The sequence below is a fragment of the Undibacterium umbellatum genome, assembly GCF_014284125.1.
GTDB lineage: Bacteria > Pseudomonadota > Gammaproteobacteria > Burkholderiales > Burkholderiaceae_D > Undibacterium > Undibacterium umbellatum.
This window is the reverse complement of sequence record NZ_JACOFX010000007.1, coordinates 32,119-52,398: the sequence shown is the minus strand read 5'-3', so window position 1 is coordinate 52,398 and position 20,280 is coordinate 32,119. Positions and strand designations below refer to the sequence as shown.

General features: G+C 50.2%; 19 protein-coding genes. 10 read left to right on the top strand and 9 right to left on the bottom strand.

Annotated features, from left to right (window positions below):
* Positions 1–48 precede the first annotated feature (48 nt).
* Positions 49–1,308 (top strand): alanine transaminase, encoded by a 1,260-nt coding sequence (gene alaC, locus H8L47_RS14700; protein ID WP_186954353.1) that lies wholly within the window; start codon positions 49–51, stop codon positions 1,306–1,308.
* A 20-nt stretch (positions 1,309–1,328) separates the two neighbouring features.
* The gene (locus tag H8L47_RS14695; RefSeq protein WP_186954352.1) at positions 1,329–1,904 is read left to right on the top strand and encodes a hypothetical protein; all 576 of its coding nucleotides are present in this window, start codon (positions 1,329–1,331) and stop codon (positions 1,902–1,904) included.
* 12 nt (positions 1,905–1,916) lie between these two features.
* Here the strand turns inward: H8L47_RS14695 and H8L47_RS14690 are convergent, their stop codons facing one another.
* Both H8L47_RS14690 and H8L47_RS14685 read right to left on the bottom strand, forming a co-directional pair.
* Positions 1,917–2,783 (bottom strand): DUF4124 domain-containing protein, encoded by an 867-nt coding sequence (locus tag H8L47_RS14690; RefSeq protein ID WP_268978061.1) that lies wholly within the window; start codon positions 2,781–2,783, stop codon positions 1,917–1,919.
* Positions 2,784–2,913: 130 nt separating this feature from the next.
* Positions 2,914–3,648 (bottom strand): siderophore-interacting protein, encoded by a 735-nt coding sequence (locus tag H8L47_RS14685; RefSeq protein WP_186954350.1) that lies wholly within the window; start codon positions 3,646–3,648, stop codon positions 2,914–2,916.
* 92 nt (positions 3,649–3,740) lie between these two features.
* On the opposite strand from H8L47_RS14685, the gene H8L47_RS14680 reads away from it, so the two are divergent.
* The 6 genes from H8L47_RS14680 (at position 3,741) to H8L47_RS14655 (ending at position 10,918) form a co-directional block, all read left to right on the top strand.
* The gene (locus tag H8L47_RS14680; RefSeq protein WP_329605456.1) at positions 3,741–4,157 is read left to right on the top strand and encodes a MarR family winged helix-turn-helix transcriptional regulator; all 417 of its coding nucleotides are present in this window, start codon (positions 3,741–3,743) and stop codon (positions 4,155–4,157) included.
* Between the two features lie 32 nt (positions 4,158–4,189).
* Positions 4,190–5,254 carry a histidinol-phosphate transaminase gene (gene hisC / locus H8L47_RS14675; RefSeq protein WP_186954348.1) on the top strand — a complete coding sequence of 355 codons (1,065 nt, stop codon included), beginning with the start codon at positions 4,190–4,192 and terminating at the stop codon, positions 5,252–5,254.
* 315 nt (positions 5,255–5,569) lie between these two features.
* Complete coding sequence (locus H8L47_RS14670) at positions 5,570–6,889, top strand: HlyD family secretion protein (RefSeq protein WP_186954347.1); 1,320 nt, start codon at positions 5,570–5,572, stop codon at positions 6,887–6,889.
* Positions 6,890–7,048: 159 nt separating this feature from the next.
* The gene (locus H8L47_RS14665; protein ID WP_186954346.1) at positions 7,049–7,393 is read left to right on the top strand and encodes a hypothetical protein; all 345 of its coding nucleotides are present in this window, start codon (positions 7,049–7,051) and stop codon (positions 7,391–7,393) included.
* A gap of 387 nt (positions 7,394–7,780) precedes the next feature.
* Positions 7,781–8,683, top strand: coding sequence for a TraB/GumN family protein (locus H8L47_RS14660; RefSeq protein ID WP_186954345.1), 903 nt, complete (start codon positions 7,781–7,783; stop codon positions 8,681–8,683).
* A gap of 120 nt (positions 8,684–8,803) precedes the next feature.
* Positions 8,804–10,918 carry a peptidase domain-containing ABC transporter gene (locus H8L47_RS14655; protein ID WP_186954344.1) on the top strand — a complete coding sequence of 705 codons (2,115 nt, stop codon included), beginning with the start codon at positions 8,804–8,806 and terminating at the stop codon, positions 10,916–10,918.
* 43 nt (positions 10,919–10,961) lie between these two features.
* On the opposite strand, the gene H8L47_RS14650 is transcribed toward H8L47_RS14655, so the two are convergent.
* Positions 10,962–11,459 (bottom strand): hypothetical protein, encoded by a 498-nt coding sequence (locus H8L47_RS14650; protein WP_186954343.1) that lies wholly within the window; start codon positions 11,457–11,459, stop codon positions 10,962–10,964.
* 4 nt (positions 11,460–11,463) lie between these two features.
* A complete protein-coding gene (locus H8L47_RS14645; protein WP_186954342.1) occupies positions 11,464–11,949 on the bottom strand; it encodes an asparaginase domain-containing protein in 486 nt (161 codons plus the stop codon).
* 143 nt (positions 11,950–12,092) lie between these two features.
* Here H8L47_RS14645 and H8L47_RS14640 point away from each other — a divergent pair, with 143 nt between their 5' ends.
* Positions 12,093–12,869 (top strand): L-asparaginase, encoded by a 777-nt coding sequence (locus tag H8L47_RS14640; protein WP_230413752.1) that lies wholly within the window; start codon positions 12,093–12,095, stop codon positions 12,867–12,869.
* Between the two features lie 27 nt (positions 12,870–12,896).
* Here the strand turns inward: H8L47_RS14640 and H8L47_RS14635 are convergent, their stop codons facing one another.
* The 5 genes from H8L47_RS14635 to H8L47_RS14615 all read right to left on the bottom strand — a co-directional run bounded on the left by H8L47_RS14635 (position 12,897) and on the right by H8L47_RS14615 (position 17,916).
* Positions 12,897–13,337, bottom strand: coding sequence for a GNAT family N-acetyltransferase (locus tag H8L47_RS14635; protein ID WP_222616547.1), 441 nt, complete (start codon positions 13,335–13,337; stop codon positions 12,897–12,899).
* An 18-nt stretch (positions 13,338–13,355) separates the two neighbouring features.
* Positions 13,356–13,871, bottom strand: a complete 516-nt coding sequence (locus tag H8L47_RS14630) for a TlpA family protein disulfide reductase (RefSeq protein ID WP_186954341.1) — start codon at positions 13,869–13,871, stop codon at positions 13,356–13,358.
* A 164-nt stretch (positions 13,872–14,035) separates the two neighbouring features.
* A complete protein-coding gene (locus H8L47_RS14625) occupies positions 14,036–14,623 on the bottom strand; it encodes a YdcF family protein (RefSeq protein ID WP_186954340.1) in 588 nt (195 codons plus the stop codon).
* Positions 14,624–14,701: 78 nt separating this feature from the next.
* Positions 14,702–16,630 carry a putative bifunctional diguanylate cyclase/phosphodiesterase gene (locus tag H8L47_RS14620; protein ID WP_222616546.1) on the bottom strand — a complete coding sequence of 643 codons (1,929 nt, stop codon included), beginning with the start codon at positions 16,628–16,630 and terminating at the stop codon, positions 14,702–14,704.
* A gap of 308 nt (positions 16,631–16,938) precedes the next feature.
* On the bottom strand, positions 16,939–17,916 hold the full coding sequence (locus H8L47_RS14615) for a D-2-hydroxyacid dehydrogenase family protein (protein WP_186954338.1): 978 nt from the start codon (positions 17,914–17,916) through the stop codon (positions 16,939–16,941).
* Between the two features lie 373 nt (positions 17,917–18,289).
* Between H8L47_RS14615 and H8L47_RS14610 the strand changes: the two genes are divergently transcribed.
* Positions 18,290–20,140, top strand: coding sequence for a phosphoenolpyruvate carboxykinase (GTP) (locus H8L47_RS14610; protein WP_186954337.1), 1,851 nt, complete (start codon positions 18,290–18,292; stop codon positions 20,138–20,140).
* The last annotated feature ends 140 nt before the right edge of the window (positions 20,141–20,280 follow it).

Here is a 20,280-nt window from a genome sequence, read left to right as displayed (position 1 = left end):
CGTTCTTGCAGTCTGTATGGACTTCAAGGGCTACGTACAATTCAGATCATGACAAATACAACTACTCCGCCGGGCCGGGGTTCTGCTGTTGAAGGCACACCTGTACCTGCGCCTGCAACAAAGTTCTCCTTCGCTCGTATCAACCGCCTGCCCCCTTACGTATTCAATATCACTGCCGAGCTGAAGATGGCTGCGCGCCGTCGTGGCGAAGACATTATTGATATGTCCATGGGTAATCCTGATGGTGCAACCCCTGCACACATTGTTGAAAAGCTGGTCGAAGTGGCCCAGCGTCCTGACACCCACGGTTATTCTGCCTCCAAGGGCATACCACGTTTGCGCCGCGCGATTGCGCACTGGTACAAGAGCCGTTATGACGTGGACCTGAACCCTGATTCAGAAGCCATCGTCACCATAGGATCAAAAGAAGGCCTGGCGCATCTGATGCTGGCGACGCTGGATAAGGGTGATACGGTGCTGGTGCCCAACCCCAGCTACCCCATCCACATCTATGGCGCGGTGATTGCCGGTGCCGATATACGCTCGATACGCATGAGTCCAGGCGTGGATTTTTTTGCCGAGCTGGAAAGGGCAATACGCGAAACTTATCCCAAACCGAAGATGATGATCTTTGGTTTTCCATCCAACCCCACTGCGCAATGTGTGGAGCTGGAATTTTTCGAGCGCGTGGTCAAGCTGGCCAAGGAACACAATATCCTGGTAGTGCATGATCTGGCCTATGCCGACATCACCTATGACGGCTGGAAAGCCCCGTCCATCATGCAAGTGCCGGGCGCACGCGATGTCGCGGTAGAATTTTTCACGCTCTCAAAAAGCTATAACATGGCAGGCTGGCGCATAGGCTTCATGGTCGGCAATAAGGAGTTAGTTGCGGCGCTGGCACGTATCAAGAGTTACCATGACTACGGCAGTTTCACACCTGTGCAAGTGGCAGCGATTGCCGCTCTTGAAGGTGACCAGACGTGCGTCAATGAGATCCGCGACCAGTACCAGCGTCGCCGCGATGTACTTGTCAAAGGCTTGCATGAACTGGGCTGGATGGTAGAAAAACCAAAGGCATCGATGTATATCTGGGCGCATATCCCTGAGCATTATCGCCACCTGGGTTCACTGGAATTTGCCAAGCAGATGCTGGAAAAAGCCAAACTCTGCGTCTCACCCGGCATTGGCTTTGGTGAATATGGCGATGAATATGTGCGCTTTGCATTAATTGAAAATGAGTCGCGCATACGCCAGGCTCTGCGTGGCCTGAAGACCATGTTCAAGGATGATGGAGTGGCGAAATAAGCGCGATCACTATTACTGTCTTGCGTGACTTGTTGTCACCCTGGGGAGAATTGCGCCCGCAAGTGGCAAGTGATTGGCAGGGTGAAGTAGCCCTGCCTGCGGTTCTTGCGAGCTTCTATGAACAGCTAGGCCCCTGGGGTGAGGTGCATGAAAAACATGGCCCTATGGGTTTAAGTATAGCTGCGGGTGGCAATCCCGTTGATATTCCCACATTGAAGGATTTATGGTCGCGCCAAGCTTGCTATTGCTGGCATGGTAATACCGGTGAGCGCCTGCCTGAGTGGCAGGATCACTGGCTGGTGGTGGCGACAGAGGGCAGTAATCCATTCATGCTCGATACTATCTCAGGGCAAGTGTATTTTGCGCTGGCTGGCGGCAAGCCTGATTTCCAGTTATTCGCGCCAGACTTGCTGACTGCTTTTGCCGCCATCGCCTGCGTCGCGAATACCATGCGAGAACTGGATGAACAGGCTTTTGATGAGACTTATGAATTGACAGTTGCTGCCCGTGCGCAAGTCGCTCAGAATCTGGATAAGCTACTTTCAGGCAGTGCAGATGCCAGTCAAATGCTGGCGGCCTGGCGCTGGTATTGCTGATAAGGCAGACTATCAGCGTATGCCCCAAAACTGTTCGATCATCTGATATCCACGTGCATCATATTTTTTCAAACCAGCCTTGTCATAAGGATAGTAGGTACTTCCCATGAAATACATGGCAGTCAACTCAGCAAAATATTCGCGTTCATTGGTGAGTGCATAGGCAGTGTCAAGCATCTTGCCTTTGTAGGTTTCCACATTTTTGTACAAGCCGGCAAGTTTTGCTGCCTGGAAGGCATCTGTAACTTCAGGATGTTTTGCTGGCCAGTCGCGCAAATGCCAGGTGTGCCCTATCTCATGGCTCAAGTCCTTTCGTACAACCACTTCATCCACTGCCACGAAATTTGTTGCGCTGTAAATAATGACTGCATTTTTCCAAACCGGGTCGTACAAGGGGTGGTTGACAGGATTAAATTGCAGTACAGCCCGCATTCCTCCTTTTTGTCCTCCCTTGGGTGACTTTGGTCCCCACATCAGATAAAAATTAAGTCCTTTGACATATGCATGTGATGCAGCAGGCAATTTCTCAAGGATGCTAGCTAAAGCCTGCTGTAACCTGCTACTGGCAGCAGCAGTGAGTTTTGGGTCCGCTGCTGCCATATCCTGTTCGACCAGTATTTTCCACTCACCCGGTATGCTTTGATAAATGCGTGGTGGCGATCTGTAGTTTGCCAGGCCAGAAGTGACAGAGTCGTGGACATCGTGCTTTTGCGCCTGTCCCACGCAATTTGCCGTATTGTCGGTGTAGATGGTTTTGCCATTTGCATCCTTACAACTCAAAATATCTGCTGCCACTGCAGCTGCGGGGCAGAGTGATAAAAGTAGCAAGGCATGTGATACACGACTTTTTGCTAACAAAGGAAAATAAGAGAGGTGCATGCTGGCAGGAATAAAATCACGGTGCGACACTATAAATCATAAAGTATCTGGCAAATTATTCGTGATTTGTTTGAGCGCCCCCTTCGACAGGATTTGCGCTTTTCAGCATGGCAATTTCTTGTCTCCCTGTTCACTCCAGGTTTTCATGATGTGCATTTTGACCACGCTTCCAGTATGCCGCCACCCGCATGGCAACACTTGCATGGCCTTTTTCTTCCGCCAGTATACGGCGCGTCGTTGCCATGGTGGCAGCTTCACCGGCGCACCAGGCATAACCATCACCCGTAGGCAAAGGCAGGGCGCGCAGGGTATCCAGAAATTCTTGTGCGCTGTCTACCCAGACAATGCTGATATCTGCTGCACTGCTCAATTCACGGCGTTCGGCTGGTGGCACTTGCAGGATGACGATGGCGCTTACTCCAGCCGGTAATTCTTCCAGGCGTCTGGATATCGCTGGCAATGCTGTTTCGTCGCCAGCCAGTAAATGCCATTCATAATCAACCGGGATGACTAAAGAGCCACGCGGCCCGGCGACAGTGACGCTATGGCCGACATCAGCCTGGCTGGCCCAGGCAGCCGCAGGCCCGTCACCGTGGATGGAAAATTCCAGCACCAGTTCGCTTTTGACGGCGTCGTAATGCCTGGGTGTGTAATCTCGCATCACAGCATTATCACTATCGACGGCAAGTATCAATTTGAGGTGATCATCAAAAGATGCGCTGATAAAGCCCGGCAGGTCGGCACCACTGAGGGTGATACGGCGGAAATGCGGCGTCGGGCTTTCAACACGGACAACTTGCAGGTTGCGGCGTTTGATTTCATGGCGTATGCGTTGTACGCGGTTGCTTGCAGAGGCTATACTCATTTATTCACACTTCAAATTAGTTGACAATATCTACTATAATGCGCAAAACAAATGACAATGTCAACCATTCTCTGAGAAATAATGAGGATGGGGTGTTGGACCTTATTCATACGGTCATGCATCAATACCGTTCCATGCAATACCAGGCTCTGCGCGACGGCCCGCATGACATTACCCATATGGAAGGCAAGGTATTGGGCTTTTTTGGTCATCACCCCGGTGCTACCCAGAGTGACCTGGCCAAGCACAGTGGCCGCGACAAGGCGCAACTGGCGAGGCTGATCAAAGGCTTGCGTGACCGTGGCTTGCTCGATGCAGTAGCCGATGAAAGCGACAAGCGCAATGTGCGGCTGACGCTGACTTCGGACGGGCAAAGCGTGTTGACCGTCTTGCGTCAGCAAGCCAAACGCTTAAATACCCTGGCTTTGCAGGAAATGGATAGTCACGAGCAAGAACAATTGCAGCAGCTATTGCAAAGAGTGAAAGTCAATCTGGATGCTGGGTCATAAAGAATTTTTTCTCTTAAAAGAATTGTCAGATCATGAGTAAATACTGGAGTGATGTTGTCCACAAGCTGAGTCCATATACCCCCGGTGAGCAACCCAAGATTGCCAAACTCATCAAGCTCAATACCAATGAAAACCCTTACCCGCCTTCACCCCGTGTACTGACGGCGATACAGCAAGCCACCAACGGCGATTTGCGCCTCTACCCTGATCCCGGCTCAGATCAATTGCGTACAGTGATCGCCCAATATCATGGCTTGCAGGCAGACCAGATTTTTGTTGGTAACAGCTCTGACGAAGTGCTGGCCCATGTGTTCCAGGCTCTGCTTAAACATCAGCGGCCCTTGCTCTTCCCTGACATCAGTTACAGCTTTTATCCTGTGTATTGCGGCCTGTATGAGATAGCCCACCGCAGCGTGCCGCTAGATGCAGAATTTCAACTGAATGTGGAAGACTATCTGCAAGAAAATGGCGGGATCATTTTTGCCAATCCTAATGCGCCTACTGGCTGCAATGTCACACTGGAAAAAATTGAATTCCTGCTGCAACAGAACCGCGATACGGTAGTCGTGATTGATGAGGCCTATGTGGATTTTGGCGGTGATACGGCAATAGCATTGATAGACCGCTATCCCAATTTGCTGGTTGTTCACACCCTGTCAAAGTCACGTTCACTGGCTGGTTTGCGGGTAGGTTTTGCAGCAGGTCATGCAGACTTGATTGCGGGTTTGAACCGCGTCAAAAACAGCTTCAATGCTTATCCGTTGGACAGGCTGGCAGTAGCTGGCGCGATTGCCGCATTTGAAGATCAGGATTACTTTTTGCAGACTTGTCAGGCAGTGATGGCGACGCGCGAAAGACTGTCGACAGCTATGCGTGAGCTGGCTTTTGAAGTCTTGCCATCGGCCACGAATTTTATCTTCGCCCGTCACCCTCGTTTTGCGGCAGAAGAAATTGCCCTGGGCTTGCGTCAGTCCAGTATCATCGTGCGCCATTTCAAGCTGCCGCGCATAAATGAGTTTTTGCGCATTTCCATAGGCACAGATGAAGAATCTGCCTCCCTGGTTTCTGCACTAAAGATATTGCTCCATCCCAGCTAATCTCAGCAAAGACTTAGCAGTTACTTCTTGCAGGCTGCAAACAGCAGTTCTGCAAACGAGCTCGGCTTTTTGGCGCACCTACTCAAAGCTGCATGCACTGCAGCCGAAAAAATCCTGCGCGCGCGATTCTAGCAAATGAATGTCAAATAGTGTTAAAAGTTAATGGAAATATAATTTAACTTTCTTTGACATTTGTCCAGAATTTTCATTTATGCTTTAGACAAGTACACAGGGAAGCTGTGTTTTTGAATTATTGCAGTAGATAAGTAAAGATGTCAGTTGAATCGCAACACTTTGTAACAAGTAGGGCTGTCAATGAGTAACGCCAGCCCCTTGTTCCGCCCTGAAGTTACCGCAGCATTAGGCAGTCAGTGGATGGGTGCCATCCGTCTGGCGCAACCGCTCTCGGCTTCTTTGATTGCCATTGTTGCCCTGGTCATCGCTGCGGTGTTGATCGCTTACATAACTTTTGGCAGCATCACCAAAAAAGCCCGCGTCACTGGTATCACCGTGCCTGTCGGCGGCCAAATCAGTGTAGCTGCGCCAAATGCCGGTATCTTGCTGACCAGCCACGTCACAGAAGGCGAGCAAGTCAAAGCCGGGCAAATCCTGTTCACACTCAGCACAGAACGCCAGAACAGCCAGGGTGAAATCACCGCCCTGGTGGCCCAGCAACTCGCCAGCCGTGCCGACAGCATGGCCGCAGAACAAAGACTGCGCCAAAGCCAGTACCAGGAAAAAAAACAGGCCTTGCAGCAAAGACTGGCTAACCTGGCACTGGAACATACCCAGCTTGAACAAGAGCTGCTGCTGGCCCAGCGCCGCCAGCAACTGGCACAGCAAAGCCTCGCCAAGTATGAAACCCTGCAAGGCAATGGCTATGTCTCTGCAGCACAGACCCAGCAAAAACAGGAAGACTTGCTCGACATCAGCACCCGCTTGAGCACCCTGCAACGTAGCAAGACCCAGTTGCAAGCCAACCAGATTGCCCTGCAATCAGAACTCGACACCTTGGCAAATAGCTTGGCCACAGACCTCACGCAAATAGCAAGAGCCAAAGCCAGCCTCAAGCAAGAAGCCGCAGAAAACGCCAACCGTCAGGCTGTGCAAATCATGGCAATGCAAGCAGGTACGGTAAGCGCCCTGACCAACCAGCCAGGGCAAGCCATTAATGCCGGGCAAGTGCTGGCCAGCCTGATACCTGTTGATATAAAGGGGGCTAATGTTGAAGCAAATTCACTGGAGGCACATCTGTATGTACCCAGCCGCACAGCAGGTTTCATCCAGCCGGGGCAAGAAGTATTGATACGCTACGCAGCCTTTCCTTACCAAAAGTTTGGCCTGCAAACCGCCACCGTCACAGATGTCAGCCGCACCCCTTTTGCTCCGGCAGAATTGCCAGCGCATCTGGCCAGCACGATCTTGAGCAATGCCCAGCAAGCCATCAATGGCTTCAATACGAACGAAGCGCTCTACCGCATCAAAGTCAGGCTGCATGAGCAAAGCATCAACGCCTACGGCCAAGCGCAAATGCTCAAACCAGGCATGACGCTGGAGGCGGATGTGATACAGGACAAGCGCAGGATTTGGGAATGGGTACTGGAACCAGTGCTGGCAATGAAACAACGCGCATAGGAACAGAAAAAAGAATTTCAGAATTCGATGCTGAGTCTGTCAGGAAAACCCAACAGACCCAGCCCGAAATACCGTTCAAGGTGATCTAGACCGAGAGCGGAGCAGTAAAACCATGCCATGAGGTATGGTTCATTCAACCATGTATAGGAGTATCACAAAATGCGTTTGATTTCAAATGAAGAATTGTTGGTTGTAGCTGGGGGTGACATTGAGATTGATACTGAGCAACTAACTAAAATTGATATTCCCAATGTCACGGAAATGCTCATGTCGAGCATTAATGAGAATCCAATAATGCAAACTGTCGAAATCACTGGTAATCGGGACGCAGTAGAAAGACGGGACAGCATCGCAGAGTTTTCGTGTCATGTGATTTCTGGCGGTTTAGGACTCACTGCAGGTATTCTTCTTGCAGAAACGGGCCCTTTCGTCCCTGCAATTGCGGCATACATCATAGAGAAGGTTGACTCTAGTTGCGTCGATTACGTAAAAAATCAGAAGTAATCTAAAAAAGACGACGCCACATAGCTTGGCGTCGTTTTATTGTGTTTAAGGTCAAAAAAATGAATCGACATAAAACTCTCTGGCCAATGACCTTGTTTTTTTTGTTTATTTTAAATTGGCAATTTAATTACAGAATACATGGATATTCTGAAATTTCGCAGTTAATAGAGTCATGTACTTACATTGCGTTTGTTTTCTTTATTGCAGAAGTACTCACCCAAAAAAAGTCAACCCTTAACAAACCCTATCATTGGTTAGTTGCAGTTTTTTCTTTTTCACTATGCTTGTTTTTGTTTATTGCACTTGAATCGAAAAATGCTCTATTAGGCATAATTTTTCTTTTGATAAATGTTTTTCTTAAAGAGTTAGTTTACCGAATATCTAAAAATGATTAATTCAAGCGCATTAAAAATACTTTTGCTTGCGACTGTGTTGAACGCGGGCCGTGTTTTTGGGCAATCGTTTCCTGTAATTGAGGTGTTCAAAAAAGACAAATTAATAATTTTGATTGGATCGAATCACGCTGGAAGATCTCCCGTTTATAGCAATGAGAGTTTCGATAGAGAAATTTCGAGAAGTAAGGCAATTTGTTTTGAGTACGATGATTCAGATAAAGAAGCGGTAGCAAAAACTGGTCAAATTGTTTCAGGTAATCTTGGTGGTAGATCATTAGATAAACGGTTTAATGAAGAAACGATTAAAAGGATAAAAGACAGATTCTCACCATATGTAAAAGACCCAAAGGACATATATGGCTTAACACCGTTCATGTTGTACGTTCTTCTAGAAAAAATGGAGAAGCGAATAAATCATATGAATTCCAAATTGAAAGAAATATATTCGATAGATAAGTATATAAAGAATATTGCACTTAAAAATGGCGTAACAAGGAAGGGCCTTGAAGACAGGTATGCAGTTGCAAATGCCATTTCTGAAATCTCTGATAGTGAGTGGCAGGAGTTTTTAAATCGGTTTATGTCGATGTTGGATTGCGACGAATGTGTTGATCGGTATGTGCAAAATATGGAGACCGCATACACTTCTTCGAAGGATCCAAATCATGTTTATGAATATCTGATGAAGAGTTTCTATAGTGATCCAAAATTATGGACACTATACGAAAAGTTCTTATTGACGGAACGAAATAAGTCAATAGCAGAAAAAATTGATATCGAACTTTTTGATCACGGAAAATGCGACGTTGCTGTTATAGGCGCAGCACATCTTGGTGGAGAGAATGGAGTTTTAGCTGAATTAAAAAAACGCGGAATGAATATCAAAAACAGATAGCCGAATGCCTGTAAGTTAAATTTCTTTTGATCATATTTTAGCAATACGTAATTTGTTTTTCCGCTCTGTCGTCGTCAATTTTGCACTCAGACTTTTCCATGCATGTACGGATTGTAATTTATGTCACCTCTCCTCCAAACCGAATCCAGCGAATGCGGCCTGGCTTGTCTCGCCATGGTAGCCAGCCACTTTGGCTATCATACTGATCTTGCCGACCTTCGCCGTCAGTTTTCCATCAGCCTCAAAGGTGCCACGCTGGCGCAATTGATGCGTCATGCATCGGCCATGCAATTGAACAGCCGCCCTTTGCGTCTTGAGCTGGATGAACTGGATCAACTGGCTTTGCCCTGCATACTGCACTGGAATTTGAATCACTTCGTCGTGCTCAAAGCCGTGCGCAAGGACTGGCGTGGCAAGGTCACGCTGGTGTTACTGGACCCGGCAGTGGGTGAAAGGCGTGTTCCTGTTGAGGAAGCGTCCAGTCATTTTACCGGCGTGGCACTGGAGTTGACGCCCAGCCCTGCATTCAAACCCAAGGATGAGAAGAAGCAAGTTGCCCTGCGTGATCTGACTGGCCATATCGTTGGCTTGCGTCCTGCTATTGTCAAAGTATTGGCGCTGGCTTTGGCTCTGGAAATTTTTGCGATTTGCTCGCCGCTGTTTAATCAGTTTGTGATTGATGAAGTCATTGTCAGTGGCGATAGAGAGTTGCTGGTAGTGCTGGTATTTGGTTTTGCGTTGTTGATGATTACCCAGAATGCCATAGGCCTGGCGCGTAGCTGGTTTTTGATGCGCTGGAGTATGGATATCAGCCTGCAATGGTCGGCGCGCGTGTTTGCTCATCTGGTGCGTTTGCCTGTTTCTTATTTTGAAAAACGTCATCTTGGTGATGTGGTGTCGCGCTTTGGGTCGATAGGGGCGATACAAAGTACCCTGACTTCGATGTTTGTCGAGAGTGTGCTGGATGGCTTGATGGCCGTGCTGGCGCTGGTGATGATGCTGGTGTATAGCTTGAAGCTGAGTATGCTGGTATTGGGTGCGGTGGCTCTTTATGCAGGTTTGCGCTGGGCCTTCTATCAGCCCTTCCGGGAGGCGTCACAAGAGCGGCTGATATTGTCTTCCAAAGAGAGTTCGCACTTTCTGGAAACCATGCGTGCCGTCACGCCACTGAAACTGTTTGGCCGTGAGACTGAGCGCCTGTCACGCTGGCAGAATTTGAAGATCGATGTGCAAAACCGTGATATCAAGACGCAGAAGCTGTCCATCATCTTCAAGGTCAGCAATACCCTGATCTTTGGCATACAAGGGTTGGCACTGTTTTATATTGGCGCGGGCCAGGTCATGCAAAACACCTTGACGGTGGGTATGCTGATGGCTTTCTCCAGCTATGCGGGTACTTTTACTGGCCGTATTTCCAGCCTGATTGATGTGTTCATCAGTTACCGCATGCTGAGCCTGCATAGCGAAAGGCTGGCGGATATTGTGCTGGAAGAGGCGGAGGCAGAAACTGCTGTTGAAACCGATATCTCACGCATCAAGGCAGTGATTACCCTGAAGAATATCAAGTTCCGCTATGCCGAGGGTGAACCCTGGGTATTGAAGGATGTCAACCTGACCATACCGGCGGGCCAGAGCATTGCGCTGGTCGGACCTAGTGGTTGCGGCAAGACGACCTTGTGCAAGATCATTCTGGGTTTGTTGAAGCCGACCGAGGGTGAGGTGTTGATCGACGATATTCCCATCACCCAGCTGGGCGTCAAGACTTATCGCCAACTGGTGGGGACGGTAATGCAGGAAGATGTCTTGCTGGCTGGTTCCATCATGGACAATATCGCTTTCTTTGACAGCCATTGTGATCAACAAAGAGTAGAAGAATGCGCCAGGCTGGCGGCCATCCATGAAGAAATCAGCAAGATGCCCATGGGTTATCAGACTCTGGTGGGTGATATGGGCAGCAGCTTGTCTGGCGGGCAAAAGCAGCGTGTCTTGCTGGCGCGTGCCTTGTACAAGCAGCCCAAAATACTGGCGCTGGATGAAGCGACCAGCCATCTGGATGTGAACAATGAGCACAAGGTCAATCAGGCGCTCGGCAATTTGCAACTGACACGCATCATGGTGGCGCACAGGCCAGAGACCATTAATGCGGCTGAGCGGGTGGTGTCTCTGCTGGATGGGGCTGTTGTAGAGGTGCGGGCTGCTGTTGCGAAGGAAGAGGTGGGGTTGAAGCTGGCTTGAAAAGGGCGACGCTGCAAAGCATCTCCCTGGAGTCAAGGCGTACTCACTCAGGCCATCTGGATAACACCAGTTCTTCTATATTATTCGGGTCATTCAGTTTCTTTTTGGCCTCTGCCCAGTCGGCAGGGGCGGGTACGGGTTTTTTGGTATGCACGGCAGTGTCTATCGCCATCTTCATGCCAAATACCAGGATGCCGCTTTCTACATTGACTGGCTGGATTTTTTTGACGATTTCATAAATCTGGTTGTCGTAATATTCATGCACGGCGGGTGCCATGTCCAGCCAGCAGGTGACCTCGCCATCCGAGCGTATCGCCACCACCAGGTAACCCGCACTTTCCGGCATTTTGACTTTTTTCAAAGCACGGTAAATCTGCGTTTGCAGTACGCGCGTATAGCGGCCAAAGGTATCGATATTGATGCCTTTTTTTTCCAGCTCGGCTTGCGACTGGAAAAAATAGATAGAATCAAAACGCGTTTCTGCTGCCTGCGTCAGGCTAGAAAAACACAGCAATAATGTCGCCAGCAGCAGTTTCATCATGATCTCACTTGTTGACGAAGACACCGGCCGTGCGGTTTTTTTGTACATTATCCCAGGGGAAGACCTTGCCATTCATGGCGACATGCACACCAGGTGGCAAGAGTTGCGCTGCGCTACAGGCAAAACCCAGATTGAAGAAAGCGTCGGAATTGGCGATTTCATAAGGGATCATTGCACCTGTGAAGACGATGGCCTTACCCAGATTTGCCGCGCCCAGTACTTCTGCTGTTTCACGCATGGTGTCGGTACCGTGGATGATGACGATGGCATTTTCAGCCGATTGCTGGCAAGCCTGCAAGACGGTATTGCGGTGGCTGTCGTTCATGTCCAGTGAGTCTACCAGCATGCAGACTTCCAGCTCTACCGGTATTGTCAAACGTGCACGTTTCAATACTTCAGGCAGGTGGCTGTCAGCAAAGCTGAGCTTGCCAGCCAGTTCATCATAATGTTTATCAAAAGTGCCGCCAGTGGCGATGATACGCAAAGTCATGGTTTTGTCTCAACAGGATGGGAATAAATTTTTAGATTGGACACATTGTAACGCGCTAAGGGGGCCAGTGAAAACTGCTACACTAAGCTGTTGCATTTCATTGCATGCAGCATATTGATACATTCCTGATACACCACCAATATATGAAACCGATCGCCCCCGGAACCGTTATTTTTCACCGCCATCGTGGCTATGGCGTACTGACAGCCGTGAACTTGCTGAGCGGCTGGGTGGCGGCGCGATTTGGGGATGAAAAACGTACCCTGGATTTGAACTTGTCCACAGATGAAGTCCAGCATGCCGATGGCGAGCCCATACTGTTTCGCCGTTCACCACCAGAGCGCATGCCGCATGCGCGTTTGATGGCCATGGTCAGGGACTTGCATGCCGCAGGTTATCAAAAACTGTATCTGTATAGCTGGCCCAAACCGTCTGGCCTGCACTGGCGCTGGCAGTTATTCACAGGCCCGCGCAACTGGATGCAAAGACCCTGGCGTGAAGGCTGGTATGGATCAGGTGCCGATTACAACTTCAACCCTGTCATGGGCTGGGGCGATGCACCAGGTGCCAGTACGGCTGAACTGATAGAGGCCCTGGCCCGTTTTGACCCCGCTGGCCTGGCCAATGCCCTGGGCCAGGACGAAGACCATACGGCCTGGTTTGCTGCCGTCTGCGATGCCCTATTGCCCAATTATGCGTATAGCCTGGGGGCCGATACGCCAGAGCAGCCGCTACCTCTGCATCTGCCAGTGATTGCCGTGCGCCAGCGACTGCCAGACTGGCAAGGTGAGGGCCTTGCTTACCCTCCCGGTTGGGAAAAAACCTGGAGCCCCGACAGCCTGCAACGCCGCCAGCAACAGCGCGCCGTGGTCAGGTATGATGTCATCCCCACAAGTTGGAGTTTGCCGCTGGAATTATGACTTTGAATCTTAAAATAAGCCGCTAGCTCAGCCTATTTTTTTTGACAGGTGGTGACAACTCAAGTCGAAACCATTGTTCAGGTACAGCCTGTGTGCATCATGCCTTTGAAAGCCGGTATCGAGGTGCAATTCATTGCAATTCAGAATCTTTGCCTGCTGTTTTACCCATTCCATCAGCGCCGACCCCAAACCTGCATTTTTCTTTTGCGGGTGGGTGATCAAATCATCAAGGTAGAGTATCTTGCCCCAGGCCAGGTAATGCTGCACGCGATAACCGGCAGCGGCAACTACCTCACCATCCATGTAGATGCAGGCAATGGTATAGCCTTCAGACACCTGGGTTTGCACCCGGCTGATGAATTCTTCCTCATCCAGGTGGGGCCGCAAGTAGCTGAATACGGCGAAGCACTGACGTATATTTTCTACGTGGCTGGTATCAACTATGCGCACTTCGTACTTCATTTCCATCTTATTTCTATCCTTATTTCAGGAACCCAGCGATTCCCATAGATTGTCCCAGTCGTTAGGCTGGAAAGTGCCTTCCCGTTTCAAGACCAGCTGGCCCTTGGGGTTGATCACAAAATGGGTGGGCTGGTTGACGATAGTGCCAAAATTATCCTTATAGCCCGGCGTATTGCGCCAGATGATAGGAAAGCGTTGCTCGACTGGCACTGCCAGATTGATCAGTTGTACATAAGAATCAAAATCTTTCTTGTCTGCATCAATATTAATCGCCAGCAACACAAAATTGCGTTTCACATTGCGATTATAAAAATCGCGCATGAGCTTCAAGTCACGCGCGCAGAGATTGCAACCCGCCGTAAAAAAACTCACCAGCAGGGTCTTGCCTGCATAATCACTTAGAGCAATTTTCTTGCCATTTAGTTCCGCCCCTTGAAAACTCATTTGCTGAGTATCTTTGTTTGCCTGCGCCGCTGCAGAGAAACTGGCAATCGCCAGCACAGTAGCAGTAATGGCACTGAGTAATTTTGCTTTTTTCACGATGGGGACTTTCTATAAATGGATGTATTTATGTATGAATCATACGACAGATATAAATTGGTCGGTATCGCCAGCAATAAGCTTACGGATATTTAATTCAAGATGCGCAATGTGAGTAGAAACCAGCTTGTGCTGTTGCAGACTTGCAGCGCTATGTTGCCAGATCATTCCACCTGGGGATTTCTAAACGTATACTCAAAATACGCAAACACCTCACGTGTCAGCGAATACGCATCCCGTATTTCGTAGTCAGTAGAATGCACATGCCCTACCGGCTCGACGCCATATTTCTTCATCGCCAGCTGAAACCGTGCGATATGGAAAAACTGACTGGCCAGCATGCTGGATTTCCAGTTTTTTTCCCTCATCAAGGCTGCCGCCGCTTTTGCCGTGGCAAAAGTATTGATACCCTGATTGTCGGTATACACAGCCATCGCCGGTACGCCTCGCTCAACCAGGTAGTTTTTCATGACTTCCGCTTCGTCATGGCCTTCCACACCAGTGCCACCACTGACCAGGATAGCCTTGCACTTTTGTGCCACATACAAACGCAAAGCAGCATTCAGGCGGCCACGCAAACGGTCGGATGGCTTGCCATCAGGATTGACGGTATTGCCTGGCACGATGACAAGATCAGCAGCCACGACCTGGTCGCGCAAACCCAGGGTAGAAATGGCCGCCGCCATGAACAGCAGGCAGATCAACAGCGCCAGGCTGAACTGTTTTATTTTTTTTTGCAGTGTAAAGGGCATGGAAGCATGGCGAATAATGGATAGGAACCCGCATGCTAAGCCTTTTCAGGAATGAATGCAAAATCAAGCTGAAGTGCTTCAAGCCTGCAACACGGCACGCCGGTTAATCTGCCATGATCTGGCCCATTGGTTGAAGACGTCGGCAGGCATGGGTTTGCAGAAATAATAGCCTTGCCCTATGTCACAACCCATTTCCTGCAATTGTTGCTCGGTCCTGGCGCTCTCTATGCCTTCCGCCACGACCTTCAGGTTGAGGTTATGCGCCAGTTGTATGGCAGACTGCACGATGGCGCGGCAATTGGCATCAGTCGCCATGGTACGCATGAAACTCTGGTCTATTTTGAGTTCATCTATCTTCAGATTTTTCAGATAAGACAGCGAGGAGTGGCCCGCGCCGAAATCATCGATGGACAGGCAGAACCCCAGCTTATGCAAGCTTAGTATGGTTTCCATGGCAGTTGCCGTCTCGTCGGCAAGGCCCGCCTCGTTCAGTTCGAGCACCACATATTCGGCGGGCAAATTGAATTCCTTGAGCATGCCGTGCAAATCATCAACAAGTTGTCTATCTAATATGCATCTGGCCGAAAGGTTAATCGAAACGCGAAGATTCAGTCCCTCGGCACGCCATCTGGCAAGTTGCCCAAAAGCTTCGCGCATGACCCAAAGGGTAAGCGGTTTGATGAGGCCGGACTTTTCGGCAATCGGGATGAATTCTGCAGGAGCGATAGGGCCGGACACCGGGTCTATCCACCTGGCCAGGGCTTCGGCACCGATGACCGCGCCGCTTTTCAAGTCGATCAGGCCCTGATAATGCAGGCTGAGCCCGCCTTTTTGCAGAGCTTCATGCAATTGCACGAAGAGCTGTTGCTTGCGGTTGAACTGCTGTTCCTGTCTTTCATCAAAGAAAACCAGACTTTGATTGGCAAACTGCGCCTGCAACATGGCTTGAGCCGCTTTGTGTAGCAGGGTTTCGGCCTCCTGACCATGTCTGGGATAACTGGCTATGCCTATCGTATGATCGATATGGATGGCATAGTCATTGATTTTATACTCGAGACGGAAAGCCAGGATTTCCTTGATGATGTCGGTGGCCGAGATATCTTCTGAATGTTTGCGGTAGATGCAGACAAACTCGTCGCGCCTTATGCGTGCAAAGATGCCGCGCGAACCTACTGCTGCTGTCATGGTGGCGGCAATATTGCGTATCAGTTTGTCGCTGGCATCTGCGCCAATGATGGTGCTGGTTTCAAACATTTTTTTGAGACGTATATGCGCTACCAGCAAGGTGTGCCCGCGCTCCTGGGCCAGGCTGATTTCGCGGTTGAGTATATCCAGCAGGCGCAAGCGATTGGGCAAGCCGGTTGCGCCATCCTGATAAGCAGCCTGTTCCAGTCTCGCCAGATAATCGCGGTTCTTGGCTTGTACCCCTTGTTCACTGACATACAGCTTTTCTTTCAGCTGGCTGTGGCTGAAATTGTAGGCCAGGGCGATACCGCCATACAGCAACATGGCCACGCTTGCCTGCACCATGAATTTTTCATCATAAACATGGGAAAAAGGAAATTCACTGCCTGCCCAGATGCTGAGCAGCATGGACAGCAACCACAATAAACTCCATCGCGCACCCTGGCGCTGGCCTTTGAGCCATAAGGCCAGGAAGGGGAAGGCATAAATCCATAAGACCCCACTGCCTGCAATGCCACCCAGCAAGACCAGAGTGATGTTCGCGCCTAATGCAAGCAGCAAGAGCAAGGACTCGGCCATGGTCAGCAGCTTGTCCTGGCTGGATAGAAAAAATGCTGCAACTAGTATCAGCACGGCAGCCAATGCCACGATCAGGCCAGACAATGGATAGCCAGATTGCAGGAAATTTGCCAGGCCCAGTAACAAGGCACAGGGCAATGCCACATAAATCATGTGCCGCACATGGGGTTTACGTTCACTGACACTCAACTCATGTCCAGCCAGCATGCCCAACATACCTTTCAGCAATCCAGAATTCAGCATCTGTAGTCTCATCGCAAGGCTCTCCTCTGCAATCAATACGGTGAGTATTGACGCAGCTTCAGGTTGATAGAGGCAATGCCAGTTTCAGGAAATATTGGTGGGTGGCAAGTACTGGCAAATATCCTGCTTCAAGAAAATCTGCCATTCGCACGAATTAGCCCCTGCGTGCTGGCTGTGATGCTAAAGTTTAGTGCATTTTTTACAAAATTAAAGTATTTGCAATGTTATTTATGAAATATTTTTTCACCTGTTGGGAAATGCCCTCATCTCCATGAATGAAATGAGGTCTGCTTGCTTGCTGCGCAGGCCTAAGTCATCTGCAAAATGTTTTGTGGATTGCCATTGGCAAAATCGACGATATTCTGGAAAGCTATGCGGAAATATAGTTCATAGCTACTTTGTTCGACATAACCCAGATGTGGGGTAGCAAGCACATTTTCCCTGTGCAGCAAGGGATGATCCTTGGCTACAGGCTCACTCTCGAAAACATCGATCGCAGCAAAACCGGGGCTACCGGCATCCAGGGCTGCTTCCAGCGCGCCCGCTTGCACCAGTTCAGCACGGCTGGTATTGACGAACAAGGCATCCGGCTTCATCAGGGCCAGATCAGCCTGGCTGACGATACTGCGGGTGGCGTCGTTCAGGCGCAAGTGCATGCTGATGATGTCGCACTCAGCAAAAAAGGCTTCTTTGGATGTTGCTACCAGCAAGCCATCAGAGGCTGCCAGTGCACGGCTGGGTTCACGCCCCCACACCATGACCTGCATGCCAAAGGCCTGGGCATAACCAGCGATCAGCTTGCCTATCTTGCCATAACCCCAGATACCCAGCGTGCGATGCTTCAAAACCCGGCCCAGCTGATTGTGGGCGGGGAGTAGCGAAGACGTTTGCCAGACACCATCCTGCAAGAGTTGCGCATAGCTGGTCAGTTTGCGTGAAGCTGCCATGATCAGGGTCCAGGTCAGTTCGGCAGGCGCAGTCGGGTCCCCTGTGCCTTCGGCGATGGCGATACCCAGTTCATGGGCGGCGGGGATGTCAATATTGCCTGCGACCTTACCGGTCTGCGAAATGAGTTTTAGATTCGGCAGCTTTTTCATGAGTGCACGGCTAAGGCGGGTACGTTCGCGTATCAGCACCACGGCATCAAACGGCTGCAGGCGTATCGCCAGTTGACCAATACCTACGGCAGTATTATTGAAGACTTTGACATCATGATCCTTCAATAAATCAAAGCAGGAGAGTTGCCGGACTACATCTTGATAGTCATCAAGTATGGCTATTTTCATGGTTCATCCTTATTCATTCTTTAAAATCAGGGAAAATCTTTTTTTCTGCTTATATTCAAGCCTGGGTTGAAAAATCTTCACTTTCACAAAACGTGAAACAATGATAATGAAACTGAGGCAAAATTCGCTTCCGGCCAGACTCGCGTGTACAATGTCCGCCTACGTAGCTTTTAGATTCTTCCGCCCCGCGCCATCCTGCCGGGCGCAAGCCAGGAGTCAAGACACCCTCTTGTCTTCGTATTATCCGACAGAACCGCCGCTATGGTGTTCGCCTTGCTTGAGCGCTCCTGCGATCGCATCGCCACAATCTAACGACGATCCTGCCGTGCCGCTACACCGGTTTTTTTATTGAAATGGCATTGGAGGTAGTATCGTGAATCAACCCATCATGAAAGGTGTGGCTGCATTAAACGCACCCGCTTACGTGAAACATCAGAAATTGATCAACTGGATCGCCGAAATGGCGGCCCTGACCAAACCTGACAATATCTATTGGTGTGACGGCTCGCAAGACGAGTATGACCGCCTGTGCGCCCAAATGGTTGCCGCTGGCACCATGAAGAAGCTGAATGAAGCCAAGCGCCCCAATAGTTATCTGGCCTGCTCCGACCCATCGGACGTAGCCCGTGTCGAAGACCGCACCTATATCTGTTCAGCGAACAAGGAAGATGCAGGTCCGACCAATAACTGGATGGCGCCGGCAGAAATGCGCGCCACCCTGAACCCGCTGTTTGATGGCTGCATGCGTGGCCGCACCATGTATGTCGTGCCTTTCTCCATGGGCCCGCTGGGTTCACCCATCGCCCATATAGGCGTGGAATTGTCTGATTCCCCTTACGTTGCCGTCAACATGCGCATCATGACGCGCATGGGTAAAGCAGTTTATGACGTATTGGGAACGGATGGTGATTTCGTCCCTTGCGTACATACCGTGGGCGCGCCTTTGGCTGAAGGCCAGGCCGACGTTGCATGGCCATGCAATAACACCAAATACATCGTGCATTATCCAGAAACGCGCGAAATCTGGTCTTTTGGCTCCGGTTACGGTGGCAATGCGCTACTAGGCAAGAAATGCTTTGCACTGCGTATCGCCTCCACCATGGGCCGTGACCAGGGCTGGCTGGCAGAACACATGCTGATCCTGGGCGTTGAATCACCAGAAGGCAAGAAGCATTATGTGGCAGCGGCCTTCCCGTCTGCCTGTGGCAAAACCAATTTCGCCATGCTGATCCCTGCCATCAAAGGCTGGAAAGTCACAACGATTGGTGATGACATTGCCTGGATCAAACCTGGCAAGGATGGCCGTTTGTATGCGATCAACCCGGAAGCCGGTTATTTTGGCGTGGCACCAGGTACCAACACTGCCACCAATTCTAACTGCATGGCGTCGCTGACAGCCAACACCATCTTCACCAATGTCGGCCTGACCGATGATGGCGATGTCTGGTGGGAAGGCATGAGCAAAGAAGCACCAGCACACCTGATCGACTGGCAAGGCAAGGACTGGACACCAGAAATCGCCAAAGAGACAGGCCGTAAAGCCGCTCATCCAAATGCGCGTTTCACTGTTGCAGCAACCCAAAACCCTGTCATTGATGCAGCCTGGGATGACCCGGCTGGCGTGCCTATCTCGGCCTTTATCTTTGGTGGCCGCCGCTCGACGACTGTGCCCCTGGTGACTGAAGCGCGCAACTGGGTAGAAGGCGTCTACATGGCAGCGACCATGGGTTCTGAAACCACGGCTGCTGCCGTTGGTCAGCAAGGCGTGGTACGCCGTGATCCTTTCGCCATGTTGCCTTTCATGGGCTACAACATGAGTGACTATTTCCAGCACTGGCTGGACATGGGCAAGAAGATAGAAGCTGCTGGCGCGACTCAACCAGCAATCTTCTGCGTCAACTGGTTCCGTACGGATGAAAACGGCAAGTTTGTCTGGCCTGGCTTTGGCGATAACATGCGCGTCCTAAAATGGATGCTTGAGCGTATCGAAGGTAAAGCTCATGGTGTGGAAAACATCTTTGGTGTCACGCCTACCTTTGCCGACCTGAACTGGGAAGGTTTGAACTTCACGCAAGCGCAGTTCGATACCATCACTTCCATCGACAAAGCCGCCTGGGATGCAGAATTGAAACTGCATGCCGAGCTGTTTGAAAAACTGGCCTATCACTTGCCTGCCGATCTGGAAGCGACCCGCGTTGCCCTGGAAAAACGCCTGGCAGCCTGAGTTTCAGGCTTCATGCATTAACAAGAACGCGGCTACGGCCGCGTTTTTTGTTTTTTATATAAGCTGGAAAAGCATGTAGAACGGGTGTATAAATAGTGATTGCATCCATCATTCCGTGATGGTCCATATTCCGGGAACCC